Annotated in this window: 13 protein-coding genes and 1 tRNA gene; 11 read left to right on the forward strand and 3 right to left on the reverse strand. The window is 66.2% G+C overall.

Translation table 11 applies throughout. The features are described 5' to 3' along the window. The first annotated feature begins 106 nt into the window (after positions 1-106). The 6 genes from NIBR502770_RS05035 (at position 107) to NIBR502770_RS05060 (ending at position 5,622) form a co-directional block, all read left to right on the forward strand. Positions 107-1,315 carry a pseudouridine synthase gene (locus NIBR502770_RS05035; protein WP_141181217.1) on the forward strand — a complete coding sequence of 403 codons (1,209 nt, stop codon included), beginning with the start codon at positions 107-109 and terminating at the stop codon, positions 1,313-1,315. A gap of 3 nt (positions 1,316-1,318) precedes the next feature. Next, a complete protein-coding gene (locus NIBR502770_RS05040) occupies positions 1,319-2,428 on the forward strand; it encodes a prephenate dehydrogenase (protein WP_141181218.1) in 1,110 nt (369 codons plus the stop codon). Then, positions 2,428-3,141 carry a (d)CMP kinase gene (gene cmk / locus NIBR502770_RS05045; RefSeq protein WP_141160903.1) on the forward strand — a complete coding sequence of 238 codons (714 nt, stop codon included), beginning with the start codon at positions 2,428-2,430 and terminating at the stop codon, positions 3,139-3,141. The genes NIBR502770_RS05040 and cmk overlap by 1 nt, the downstream gene beginning before the upstream one ends. A gap of 49 nt (positions 3,142-3,190) precedes the next feature. After that, positions 3,191-3,844 (forward strand): 1-acyl-sn-glycerol-3-phosphate acyltransferase, encoded by a 654-nt coding sequence (locus tag NIBR502770_RS05050; RefSeq protein ID WP_141183328.1) that lies wholly within the window; start codon positions 3,191-3,193, stop codon positions 3,842-3,844. A gap of 17 nt (positions 3,845-3,861) precedes the next feature. Beyond that, positions 3,862-5,409, forward strand: coding sequence for a ribosome biogenesis GTPase Der (gene der / locus NIBR502770_RS05055; RefSeq protein WP_141160902.1), 1,548 nt, complete (start codon positions 3,862-3,864; stop codon positions 5,407-5,409). Positions 5,410-5,545: 136 nt separating this feature from the next. Further along, positions 5,546-5,622: transfer RNA gene (locus NIBR502770_RS05060), tRNA-Pro, on the forward strand. 49 nt (positions 5,623-5,671) lie between these two features. Here the strand turns inward: NIBR502770_RS05060 and NIBR502770_RS21310 are convergent. Next, positions 5,672-7,279 carry a polysaccharide deacetylase family protein gene (locus tag NIBR502770_RS21310; protein WP_210418914.1) on the reverse strand — a complete coding sequence of 536 codons (1,608 nt, stop codon included), beginning with the start codon at positions 7,277-7,279 and terminating at the stop codon, positions 5,672-5,674. Between the two features lie 97 nt (positions 7,280-7,376). After that, on the reverse strand, positions 7,377-8,246 hold the full coding sequence (locus NIBR502770_RS05070) for an Fpg/Nei family DNA glycosylase (protein WP_141160877.1): 870 nt from the start codon (positions 8,244-8,246) through the stop codon (positions 7,377-7,379). A gap of 167 nt (positions 8,247-8,413) precedes the next feature. On the opposite strand from NIBR502770_RS05070, the gene gcvH reads away from it, so the two are divergent. The 5 genes from gcvH (at position 8,414) to NIBR502770_RS05095 (ending at position 11,503) form a co-directional block, all read left to right on the forward strand. Then, positions 8,414-8,800 (forward strand): glycine cleavage system protein GcvH, encoded by a 387-nt coding sequence (gene gcvH, locus NIBR502770_RS05075; RefSeq protein WP_141160876.1) that lies wholly within the window; start codon positions 8,414-8,416, stop codon positions 8,798-8,800. A gap of 157 nt (positions 8,801-8,957) precedes the next feature. Beyond that, positions 8,958-9,434, forward strand: coding sequence for an FHA domain-containing protein (locus NIBR502770_RS05080; RefSeq protein WP_141181219.1), 477 nt, complete (start codon positions 8,958-8,960; stop codon positions 9,432-9,434). Between the two features lie 23 nt (positions 9,435-9,457). Next, entirely contained in the window at positions 9,458-10,174 is a 717-nt protein-coding gene (locus tag NIBR502770_RS05085; protein ID WP_141160874.1) for a MerR family transcriptional regulator, read from the forward strand. Further along, positions 10,174-10,677 (forward strand): bifunctional nuclease family protein, encoded by a 504-nt coding sequence (locus tag NIBR502770_RS05090; protein WP_056331728.1) that lies wholly within the window; start codon positions 10,174-10,176, stop codon positions 10,675-10,677. The genes NIBR502770_RS05085 and NIBR502770_RS05090 overlap by 1 nt, the downstream gene beginning before the upstream one ends. A gap of 232 nt (positions 10,678-10,909) precedes the next feature. Beyond that, the gene (locus NIBR502770_RS05095; protein ID WP_018763528.1) at positions 10,910-11,503 is read left to right on the forward strand and encodes a MerR family transcriptional regulator; all 594 of its coding nucleotides are present in this window, start codon (positions 10,910-10,912) and stop codon (positions 11,501-11,503) included. Between the two features lie 66 nt (positions 11,504-11,569). On the opposite strand, the gene NIBR502770_RS05100 is transcribed toward NIBR502770_RS05095, so the two are convergent. After that, a complete protein-coding gene (locus tag NIBR502770_RS05100; protein ID WP_141160872.1) occupies positions 11,570-12,388 on the reverse strand; it encodes a ParA family protein in 819 nt (272 codons plus the stop codon). Between the last annotated feature and the right edge of the window lie 286 nt (positions 12,389-12,674).

Below are 12,674 nucleotides of genomic sequence, written 5' to 3' on the forward strand. Positions count from 1 at the left end.
CCATCCATCCAGCAAGGGTTATTTATCAGGGCAGACGAAGTCTGCGCGGCTGGCTAAGGTTGTTTTTGGACATCTCAGCCGGCCAAAACATATTGAAGGACGGGTCATGACACAGGCGGGACGCCAGGGTTCACCACGTAACAGTTCGGGACGCGGCGGGAACGAACGCAACAGTTCCCAGCGCAACCCGGCACAGGGCGGCAGCTTCAGCGGGGGCTCCCGCGGCGGAGCAGGCAAACGTGCCGCAGGATTCGGTGGGGACCGCCCGCACCGTTCGCCCAAGCCGCGCGAAGAGCGATTCATCGATCCCGACCTGGCAGGGGACCAGCAGGGACGCGGAGCTGAGGCTGCCCGGGGCGCCAAGCCGTCGTCGCGCAAGCCGGCTGCCCGCAAGCCCGGTGCCAAGAAGGCTCCCGGCACGCCGGGTGCCCCCAAGCCCAAGCCACGCACCGGCGCACCCGGTGCAGCCGCCTCACGTGCCTTCGGCAGCGAACGCTTCGGCCAGAACCTGGGTCCGGTCCGAAAGCCCGTCCGGAAGAAAGGCCCCCGGGGCAACGTTCCCCAGTCTGAACTCCACGATGCCGACGGCGTCCGCCTCCAGAAGGTGATGGCCTCCGCAGGGGTTGCCTCCCGGCGCGTCTGCGAGGAGATGATCGCCGAGGGCCGGGTCGAAGTCGACGGCCAGGTAGTCACCGAACTCGGTGTCCGCGTGGACCCCAAGACTGCCGTCATCCACGTTGACGGGCTGCGGATCCAGCTGGACGAAAACCTGGTCTACATGGTGTTCAACAAGCCCAAGGGCGTGGTGTCCACCATGGAGGACCCCGAAGGCCGGCCCTGCATCAGCGACTTCCTGAAGAACAACAAGAATACCGGCGAACGCCTCTTCCACGTTGGCCGGCTCGACGTCGCCACCGAAGGCCTGCTGCTGCTGACCAACGACGGCGAACTCGCCAACCGGCTGACCCACCCTTCCTATGAGGTACCCAAGACCTACCTGGTACAGGTGCGTGGGCCGTTCCCGCAGGGCGTCGGCGCCCAGCTGAAGGCCGGCGTCGAACTGGAGGACGGGTTCGCTTCCGTTGACTCCTTCCGCCTGGTGGACTCCACCCCGGGCCACGTGCTGATTGAGGTTGTGCTCCACTCCGGCAAGAACCGCATTGTCCGGCGCCTGTTCGACGCTGTTGGCTTCCCGGTCCAGCGGCTGGTCCGCGTCAAGGTGGGCCCCATCGGGCTCGGCGACCAGCGACAGGGCAGCATCCGCAACCTTGGCAAGCAGGAAGTCGGCCACCTGCTGGCATCCGTAGGGCTGTAAGGCATGTCCGCGTTCAAAAGCCAGGGCCGCGGCCACCTGGATGGCCCGGTGGTGGTCATCGGCACCGGGCTGCTGGGCACCAGCATTGGGCTGGGCCTGCGGGGGCGTGGCGTACCCGTGTTCCTGTCGGACCCGTCGCCCACCAACCAGGCGGTGGCCGTGGACATCGGTGCCGGCCGCCCGCTGCCGGAACTGGGCGACGCGTCGCCGCAGCTGGTGGTGGTAGCCGCTCCGCCGGACGTCACGGCCGGCGTCGTCCTTGCCGCGCTGTCCAGCTACCCGGATGCCGTGGTCATCGATATCGCCAGTGTGAAGGCGGACATCCTGGCCCGGCTGCGGGAATCCGGCGTCGACCTGTCCCGCTACGTAGGGACGCATCCCATGGCAGGACGCGAAAAGTCCGGCCCGGTAGCTGCACGCGGCGAGCTGTTCACGTCCATGCCGTGGGTGCTCTGCCCCTCGGAAGAAACCTCCGGCCACGCGTTGCAGGTGGCCCGATCGCTCGCCTCCGACCTCGGGGCTGTCGTCTCGCAGTTCACCGCCGACGAGCACGATGAAGCTGTGGCGCTGGTCTCGCACCTGCCCCAGGTCATGTCCTCGCTGCTGGCCAGCCGGCTGCAGGGAACTCCGCTGCACGCACTGTCCCTGGCGGGCAACGGCCTGCGCGACGTCACGAGGATCGCAGCCAGCGACCCCACCTTGTGGGTCCAGATCCTCGGCGGCAACGCGGCCAAGGTGGTGGAGATCCTCTACGATGTCCGGGACGACCTGAACCGGCTGATCGGCACGTTGGAGAATCCTGCCGCGCCCGGCGCCAGGCTGGACCTCGCCCAGCTCATCAGCGAGGGGAACGCCGGACAGGCGCGGATCCCCGGGAAACACGGCGGGCCCCCGCAGGCCTACGCGTGGCTCACCGTCCTGGTGGATGACAAGCCCGGCCAGATCGCACAGCTGCTTACCGAAATCGGCGAGATCGGCGTCAACCTGGAGGACATGCGGCTGGACCACTCGTCGGGCCAAAACGTAGGTATGGTGGAAATCTCCGTGTTGCCGAACAAGCACGACCATTTGATCGAAGCCCTTAACGACCGCGGATGGCGGGTACTTCAGTAATGACACAGGAACTCCTCGAATCCATGCGCGCCCTGCGCATCGGCCGCCCGCTGGTGGTGGCCATCGACGGGCCGTCCGGCTCCGGAAAATCGAGCGTGAGCAAGGAAGTTGCCCGCAGGCTCCGGCTGGCCTACCTGGACACCGGTGCGATGTACCGGGCCCTGACCTGGTACTGCGTCACTGAAGGCATCGACCTCGAGGACGGTGCTGCCGTGGAGCAGGCATCCCGGGACTTTGTGCTTGAACTGAGCACCAGCCCGCTGGAGGAATATGTCCGGGTGGGGGGCGTAGACGTCACGGACGCCATCCGGGAGCCGGCCATCTCGGCCGCCGTCAGTGCGGTCGCCACCACCCTCGGCGCACGGACAGAACTGATCCGGCGGCAGCGGGACCTGATCGAAAAGCACCACCGCCGGATGGTGGTGGAAGGCAGGGACATCACCACCGTCGTCGCGCCCGGGGCCGAGGTGCGCATGCTCCTCACCGCCAGCGAGGAAGCCCGGCTTCGCCGGCGCGGCCTCCAGCTGGGCGGGACGCAGGACGCCGAGCAGCTGGCTGCCCAGGTCACGCACCGGGACGCCAAGGACTCCACCGTAGTGAACTTCACCCAGGCCGCCTCCGGCGTCGTGACTCTGGACTCCTCGGATCTGGACTTCGAACAGACCGTGGATGCAGCCCTCGTGATTGTCACCAAGGTCCTCAACCGTGACTGACGCCGGCACCGGCCTGCCGTCCGGGCTGACCATGGTGTGGAGCAGGCCGGTGGGATGGATCCTGGACCATCTGGTCTACCGGACCACCGTGACCGGCAGGACCAACGTGCCCACGGGCGGGCCGGTGATCTTCGCGGGCAACCACATCAGCTTCCTTGACGGGCCGGTGATGTTCGGCGCCGCGCCGCGGCCCATGCACATCCTCGTGAAGCAGGAGATGTTCAAGGGTTTGCTCGGCCGGGTGCTCACCGCTTCCGGGCAGCTGCCCGTGGACCGCCGCGGCGACCGTGCCGCGCTGCAGCGCTGCAAGGACGTGCTCGACGCCGGGCGTTGCGTTGGGATTCTCCCGGAAGGTACGCGGGGGAGCGGCGCAGCCTCGGACATCAACGGCGGAGTGGCGTGGCTGGCCCTGAATTCCGGAGCCCCCGTGGTGCCGGTCGCCATCCTGGGCACCCGGCAGGGCGATGAGCACCTTGACTTCGTTCCACGGCCCGGGCGCCGCTTCCACGTCAGCTTCGGAGCGGCCCTTACCCTGGCCCGCCGCGCCGGCGAAACCGGCCGTGCTTCAATGGACAGGGCCGCGCAGGACATCCGTGCAGCGCTGGCTGGGCACGTCCAGGACACCATTCAACTCAGCGGGCAGCCCTTGCCGTCCGCTGGAGACCAAGACTTGACAGCAGTAGCCGGGGACGCCGGCAGATGACCCCTAAGGACAGTGCAATGAGCGACACCACCCAGGCTACCGGCCACTCCGGCGCCGACGACGAATACACCCCCACCGGAACCGACCAGGTTGCAGAGCGCCTGGCGGCGATTGGGGACGACGAGGCCGAGCTCCGCGCCGCCTCCCTCCGGGCCGGGCTGGAGGACTATGAGCTGGACGAGGACGACGCCGCCCTGCTGAGCGGTGAGTACGGCGACGAGGACCTCGAAGGCCCCCTCAAGCTGGACCCCGTCCTGGCCATCATCGGCCGTCCCAACGTGGGCAAGTCCACGCTGGTGAACCGCATCCTGGGCCGCCGCGAAGCAGTGGTTGAGGATACCCCCGGCGTCACCCGCGACCGCGTGATGTACTCCGCGAACTGGAACGGACGCAACTTCACCCTGGTGGACACCGGGGGATGGGAACACGACGCCCGCGGCATCCACGCCAGGGTCGCGGAGCAGGCCGAGATGGCAGTGGAACTCGCTGACGCCGTGCTGTTCGTGGTGGACTCCGCTGTCGGCGCCACCGCCACGGACGAAGGCGTCATGAAGATGCTGCGCCGGAGCAAGAAGCCGGTCATCATGGTGGCGAACAAAGTGGACGACTTTGCCCAGGAAGCGGACAGCGCCGCGCTGTGGGGCCTTGGCTTCGGCGAGCCCTACCCGGTGTCGGCCCTGCACGGCCGCGGCGTGGCCGACCTCCTGGACCACGTTATGGATGTCCTGCCCGAGTTCTCCACCGTTGAAGGCGTGGAACGCTCCGGCGGTCCGCGGCGCATCGCACTGATCGGCCGCCCGAACGTGGGCAAGTCCTCACTGCTGAACAAGCTCGCCGGATCCGAACGCGTGGTGGTGGACAACACCGCCGGCACCACCCGTGATCCCGTCGACGAATTCATCGAACTCGGCGGCCGCACCTGGCGCTTCGTGGACACCGCCGGCATCCGCCGCCGCCAGCACATGGCGCAGGGCGCGGACTACTACGCCTCCCTCCGGACGCAGGCCGCGCTCGAGAAGGCGGAAGTCGCCGTCGTGCTCCTTGCCGTCGACGAGGTCCTCAGTGAACAGGACGTCCGCATCCTCCAGCTGGCTATCGAATCCGGCCGCGCCCTCGTCCTGGCCTTCAACAAGTGGGACCTCCTGGACGACGAACGCCGCCGCTACCTGGAACGCGAGATCGAACAGGACCTGGCACATGTTGACTGGGCGCCGCGGGTCAACATCTCCGCAAAGACGGGGTGGCACAAGGACCGCTTGGTCCCGGCCCTGGACCTTGCCCTGGAGAACTGGGACCGGCGTATTCCCACCGGCCGCCTCAACGCCTTCCTGGGTGAGCTCGTTGCCGCTCACCCCCACCCGGTCCGTGGCGGCAAGCAGCCTCGCATCCTCTTCGGTACCCAGGCCTCCAGCCGCCCGCCGAAGTTCGTGCTCTTCACCACCGGATTCCTGGACCCGGGCTACCGCCGCTTCATCACCCGCCGCCTGCGGGAGACCTTCGGTTTCGAGGGCACGCCGATTGAGGTAAGCATGCGCGTCCGCGAGAAGCGTGGCCGCAAGCGTTAATTGCGACACACCTTGGGGCTGATCACCGGAAAGTGTCACTGGCACCCCTTCGGATCGTGTAAGCTCTTCTAGGTGGTTCGGCCGGACTGCTGATGAAAACCTTCGGGTTGGGTTCAGCGGAGAACGGCGGAACCAGCGGGCTGTAGCGCAGCTTGGTAGCGCACTTGACTGGGGGTCAAGGGGTCGCAGGTTCAAATCCTGTCAGCCCGACCAGAAAGCGGAAAGCGCCGGAGAATTTCTCCGGCGCTTTCCGCTTTTTTGGTCAGCCGAGGGCGGCGTCCAGGGTGACGAAGCCGTAGCCTGCAGCCCGGAGTTGGGAGATCAGCTGGGGGAGGGCCGCGGCGTCGAGCGTTGAGCCGTCATCCGGGTTGGAGCCGAGGTGCATCAGGACGATCTCACCGGGCTGCGCTGAAGCCATGACGCGCTGGACGATAAAGTCCGGGCCGCGCGTTCCGTTCATCGTGCCTTGCCAGCCGAGGGTGTCAACTGTCCATCGGATCGCTGCGTAGCCGTCGGCGTTAACGGCCGCGATCGTGCCGGAATTGCGGGCACCGAACGGGAAGCGGAAGAACGGAAGCGGGTCACCTCCAGCGGCTTCGATGGTCCCCTGCGCGCTGCTGATCTCGGCTGCGATCCGGGCGTCGGTCAAGGTGGTGAAGTCCGGATGGGTCATGGAGTGGTTGCCGATCCTGTTTCCCGCGTTGTAGATAAGCGCCGGGTCGGAGGGGAACTGGCTGACCCAGTCTCCCGTGAGGAAGAACGTGCCGGGGACGCCGTTGGCTGCGAGGGTGGCAAGGATCGATCGGAGGCCGGCGTCGTTGGCGCCGGCGTCGAAGGTGAGCGCGACAACCTTCTGCGTAGTCGGAATGCGCTCGAGGTCTACGCCCAGGAGTGCCGCAGGGATAGTGGCATGGATGACCTCAATCCTGCTGCTGGCCTGGTGCCACAGGATCGAACCGTGCTGGAAGTCGCTGCGGCGTCCGCCCGTGATGCCGTACTCGTCGCTGGTCGGGTAGCCGAGCCTGCTGTGCTCCCAACCAAGGGCCGCCCACTGCCCCCGGATGGCTCCATGCACCTCATGGGCTCCGGTGGCGGGGCTCCAAAAGATCGAGCCCCCGGCGAAGTGATTGAACCTGCCAACGCCGTCGGGGGTTCCGGTCTCGTCCGTGACGGGGAAGCCGAGGAAGCCGGCTGGGCCGCCGAGTTCTGCGTAGTGTCCGCCGATTGAGCCGTGTATTTCGTGGGCTCCGGTGGCGGGGCTCCAGTAGATGGACCCGCCGGCGAAGTTGTTGTAGCGGCCGGCGGCGCCGGGGGTTCCGGTTTCGTCGGTGCGGGGGAAGCCGAGGAAGCCGGCTGGGCCGCCGAGTTCTGCGTAGTGTCCGCCGATTGAGCCGTGTATTTCGTGGGCTCCGGTGGCGGGGCTCCAGTAGATGGACCCGCCGGCGAAGTTGTTGTAGCGGCCGGCGGCGCCGGGGGTTCCGGTTTCGTCGGTGCGGGGGAAGCCGAGGAAGCCGGCTGGGCCGCCGAGTTCTGCGTAGTGTCCGCCGATTGAGCCGTGTATTTCGTGGGCTCCGGTGCCGGGGCTCCAGTAGATCGTGCCGCCTGTATATCTCTGGGCGCGGCCCCCAGCGATATCGTACGGGCTGCCGACAGGCGTGCCGAGGAACGATGCGCCCCCGCCGAGCTGCTCATAGTGCTGGATGATGGCGTCGTCGCCAACCTGCAGGACCGCCATAGACGCCGGAACGCCTGGTTGCGAGGCTGCCGCTGACGCACTGGCCGCCGGCTGGCCCAGGGCCGCATCCCCGAGGGCACCGCCGAGGGCGATGGCCAAGGCCATTCCGAGGACGGCGGGTCGAGACCTGCGCATGGTTGCCCCTTCGTGTTGACCGAGACTTGCGAGCCTTGATCAAGACGCTACGCCCGGGGGGGGCGTGCCCGGGCAGGACCGGAAGTCCCGAATCTTCCTACTTCAGGAACTTCGACGTCCTCCGGTCAGCCAGGATCTTCCCCTTGGTCTGGCAGGTGGGGCAGTACTGCAGTGCGGTGTCCGCGAACGACACCTCCCGGACAGTGTCGCCGCACACGGGGCAGGGCTGGCCGGCCCTGGCGTGCACCCGCATGTGGCTTCGTTTGACGTCCTTGAGATCCTTGGGCGGCTTGCCCGCAGCCTCCTTGAGGGCTTCGCCCAGGACGCTGTGGATGGCTTCGTACAGCACCTGCACGCTCTCCCGGTCGAGTGACTTCGCGATGGCGAACGGTGAGATCCGGGCGGCGTGAAGGATCTCGTCGCTGTAGGCGTTGCCAATTCCCGCAATCACGCTCTGGCTGCGCAGGAGTCCCTTGATCTGCTGGGAACTGCCGCCCAGGATCTCTGCCAGCATGTCGGCGTCGAACGCTTCCGTAAAAGGATCGGGACCCAGCGAGGCGATACCCGGTACCTCCTGCGGATCACGCACCACGTAGACGGCCAGGCTCTTCTTGGTCCCCGCCTCCGTCAGATCCAGGCCGCGCGGTCCGTTGGGCCCTGAGAACGCGCACCGGACTGCGATGAGGCCCTTGCCCATTCGGAGCTGGCTGTCGGCGGGGGAGTCGGTGAAGCGCACCCAGCCCGCGCGCGCCAGGTGGAACACCAGGGAAATGCCGCCGGTATCGATGCTGATGAACTTCCCAAAGCGCCGGACGCCGGAGACCGTGCGCCCTTCAAGGGCGTCGAAGGGCGGATCCGCCGTCTTGAGCACGGCGAAGGAGACGACCTGCAGTTTGGTGACCACGCAGCCCCGCAGCTGTTCGTCAAGGAACCCGGCGAGGCCGGCGACTTCAGGCAGTTCCGGCATGGCCTACCTGCACTGTCCCAAGGATGCTGCACCGGTGCTTGCGCTCATGGCTCCCATCTTGTCAGAAACGCCGGTGCCGGCCCTGGCAGATGTGCCTATACTTTCAGCGGCGGCCCGATTTCCGGGCCCCTTGTGACATAGGCGCGTACACCGATGAAAGGCCTCCCATGAGCAACATTCCCGAAGACCTGTCCTACACCGCCGAACACGAGTGGGTAACCTCCCCGAATGCCGACGGCGTGGTCCGCGTGGGAATCACCGATTTTGCCCAGGACGCCCTTGGGGATGTCGTCTACGCCCAGATGCCAGAGGTTGGCACGAAGATTACGGCAAACGAAGTGGTGGGCGAGGTCGAGTCCACCAAGAGCGTCAGCGACATCTACGCCCCGGTTTCCGGTGAAGTTGTGGCCCGCAACGAGTCCCTGGACAGCGATTCGGCCCTGATCAACAGCGATCCCTACGGTGATGGCTGGCTCATCGAGATCAAACTGGCCGAAGCTGACGCCGTTGAGTCCCTGCTCAGTGCATCCGAGTACGAACAACAGGTAGGCTAAAGCTAACCGGTATTTCCGGTCCGGCCCCGCGTCGCGGGCACGGCGTCTCCGCACGTCAGAGCCCGGATCGGGAGCCGGTGCCGGACCTGCCGGGCAGGGCCGGAGACTAACCGTTAGTTGCAGGTTCCATGCCCGCAACGTCTAAGAGGAGGAATCCATGGCTGGCCACAGACACAACCCTGCCGATGGGGATTACGGCACGGGTGCGGCTAGGGCGTCGGAGACCACCTCGATCCACCTCACCCCCGTCACTGACGAACCCACCATCACCCCGAGGCTCTCCTCCGACGAGCGCAACTCGGTGGAGGCCCTGCCTGCCGGCTCGGCGCTGCTGGTGGCCCACAGCGGCCCCAACGCCGGTGCCCGGTTCCTGCTGGATTCGGATGTCACTACTGCGGGCCGCCACCCGGATGCGGACATCTTCCTGGATGACGTCACGGTATCGCGGCGCCACGTGGAGTTCCGGCGCACCGCCCGCAGCTTCGAAGTGGTGGACAAGAACAGCCTCAATGGCACCTACGTCAACCACGACCGCGTGGACAGCGTGGAACTGAAGTCCGGCAGCGAAGTCCAGATCGGCAAGTTCCGCCTCACCTTCTATCTGAGCCCTGCCACGGCTGCAGGCCGCAGCTGAACCGGGGACCGCTGCCTGTGGCAATGGCACAACCGGAACGCCGGGGCCCCCAGGTCCTGAACATTGGTGAGGTCCTCGCCCAGTTGAGCGCCGACTTCCCCGGCATGACCGCGTCGAAGATCAGGTTCCTTGAGGAAAAGGGACTGATCAACCCCCGCCGCACCCCTGCGGGCTACCGTCAGTACTCCGACGGCGATGTGGAGCGGCTGCGCTTCGTGCTGGCCCTGCAGCGGGACCAGTACCTGCCCCTGAAGGTCATCAAGGACTACCTTGACGCCATCGACAGGGGCGAGCGGCCGGAGAACCTCCCGCCCGGCGTCGTGGTTTCCCCCCGCATTGTTTCCGATGAACTGGCTGCCGAACTCCAGAACCGGGGCCGCAAACTGAGCGAGGAGCAGCTTCGCGCCGAGTCCGGTGCCAGCGTCCCCCTGCTGCAGTCGCTCCTGAGCTTCGGCCTCATCAGCCACAGCAACGGCCAGTTCGACGAGCATGCCCTGCAGGTTGCCCGCGCCTGCGTCCAGCTGGAAAGCCACGGACTGGAACCCCGTCACCTCAGGCCCTTCCAGGCGGCAGCCGAACGGGAATTCGGCCTGGTGGAGCGTGCTGTCGCACCCCTCGCCTCCCGCAAGGACTCGGCATCACAGGCACGCGCGGCTGAGGCGGCGCGCGAGATCAGCGATCTTTGCCTCACCTTGCACCGGGCCCTGGTGCAGGACCATATCTCACGCATGGACATCTGATGATCGAAGTCGAGATTGTTGGCGTTCGCATTGAACTGCCTTCCAACCAGCCCCTTGTCCTGCTCAAGGAGATGCACGGCGAACGCCACGTCCCGATCTGGATTGGCACGCCGGAAGCCAGTGCCATCGCCCTGGCCCAGCAGGGCGTGGTGCCGCCGAGGCCCATGACCCACGACCTCCTCGTGGACGTCGTGGAGTCGCTGGGCCACTCCGTGGTCAGCGTCAACATCGTCGCCGTGGAGGACAACATCTTCTATGGCCAGCTGCAGTTTGAAAATGGCACCACGGTGAGTTCCCGCGCCTCGGATGCGCTGGCGGTTGCCTTGCGGGCCAAGTGCCGGATCTGGTGCGCCGATTCCGTGATGGACGAGGCCGGGGTGCGCATTACGGAGCACGATGAGGGCGAAGACGCCGAGCCGGGTCCCACCGTCGATGAGGAGCGTGAACTGCGGCGCTTCCGGGAATTCCTGGATGACGTCGAACCCGAGGATTTCGACGGCTAAGGTCACGTTAAGGTTAAAGTTGAGGCTGAAAGTTTCGACACGCCTCAACTAAGCCCCGAGGTCTTTGACCTCGGGGCCCGCCGGGCCTAACGTCGAGGTATCAAGTTCCCTTGCTTACGGCAGCCGCGCAAGTCACACTGGAAAGTGCGCCCCGCGGAGAAATTACACCCATGGCCTTGCTGCCACGGCTGCTGTGCCAGTTCCGGGGGAGCGTACGACAAGGAGGATCCAGGTGAGTCCCAAAGGCGAAGCAGGCGGGCTTAAACAGCCCACGGCCGGTGTTGCTGTGCCCGTGAGCGGTGCACAGGGCCTCCTGTTCACCGAAGACCTGCCGGTACTGGATGAAGACGCCGGCTACCGGGGTCCCACCGCCTGCAAGGCCGCCGGTATCACCTACCGCCAGCTGGACTACTGGGCGCGCACCGGCCTGGTCGAGCCTGCTGTCCGCGGCGCAGCAGGATCGGGGTCCCAGCGGCTTTACGGGTTCCGCGACATCCTGGTGCTCAAGGTGGTCAAACGGCTCCTGGACACCGGTGTCTCGCTGCAGCAGATCCGCACCGCCGTGGAACACCTGCGGGAACGTGGAGTTGAGGACCTGGCCCAGATCACGCTCATGAGCGACGGTGCCAGCGTCTACGAATGCACCTCAGCTGACGAGGTCATTGACCTGGTTCAAGGCGGCCAGGGCGTCTTCGGCATCGCCGTAGGACGTGTATGGCGCGAGGTCGAAGGAAGCCTTGCCTCGCTGCCCAGTGAGCACGCCGCCGAGCAGTCCTTTCCGGACGACGAACTGAGTAAGCGGCGGGCAGCGCGGAAAATCAGCTGACACAGAGTTCAAGAAGTAAGGGCCACCCTCCTGATGGAGGGTGGCCCCTACTCGTTGGACGTGTTCCTAGCGGGCGCGGCTGCGCAGCCCGGATCCTGCAGCCATCAGGTTGGACAGCAGGTCATCGAACAGGGCGGCTGCGGACTTGGCCGAATCGCCGGGCCAGTTGTGCACGGGGTGGGCGGCGCCCTGGATCTGCTGCCAGTTGGCCTGCTCGGGAATTCGCGGGCTGAGCAGGAGTTCGCCGAACATCGACTCCATCTCCGCCAGCCGGTAGGTGTGTTCCGAGGAACCGCTCCGGACCCTGTTGGCCACGATTCCTGCGGGGGAAAGGTTGGGCGCGAACTCCTGCCTGAACAGCTGGATGGCTCGCATGGTCCGTTCGGTACCGGCCACCGAGAACAGGCCGGGCTCGGCGACCAGGGCAACCTTGTCACTTGCTGCCCAAGCCATGCGGGTCAGGCCGTTGAGTGAGGGAGGGCAGTCCACCAGGACAAGCTGGTAATCGTCTGCGCCGGCGAGTACGGAGGACAACCGGCGGAGATCGCGGCGGCCAAGGTCCGGACGGTCATAGATTCCGGTGTAGGCAGAGCCGACGGCGACATCGAGGACGGCAGGTCCGGAACCGTTGGACGTGGCACGGTCGGCCCAGCTGCTGCGCACTACATTCTCTGCCAGCTTGGCCCGGCGCGGGCTCTTCAGCATTCTGCCGATATCCAGCTGGTCGCCTGGCTGGACGCCGAGGGCCGTGGTGGCATCGGCGTGCGGATCGAGGTCCACCACCAGCGTGCGGACTCCTGCGGCCAGCGCCGCAGACGCCAATCCTGTGGTGACGGAAGTCTTGCCGACTCCACCCTTGAGGCTGCTGATGCTGACTACTTGCACTTGAGAGACCAAAACCTAACGCCGGATGCCGTGTTGGGGGTAATGTTTGCCTCGGCAGAGCCGAAGCCGGACGGTCCTGCCGCCCTACTCATCATATGTTGATGCGTCGGCGAATCCTGCTTTATCGGGCGTCGGCATGGCACCGACTGTGCTGCCGGGGCGGTTTCCGCCAGCCAGGCTCAAAGCGTTCGGTCCATGACGGGAAAATCTGTGACCGTGGCCACAAAGATTTGTGTTTGTCCTTGCAGGTCCTAGACACTGTGACCACTCATCGATCCACCCGCAA

Origin of the sequence: Pseudarthrobacter sp. NIBRBAC000502770 (assembly GCF_006517815.1) — a bacterium.
GTDB classification, from domain to species: Bacteria; Actinomycetota; Actinomycetes; order Actinomycetales; family Micrococcaceae; genus Arthrobacter; species Arthrobacter niigatensis.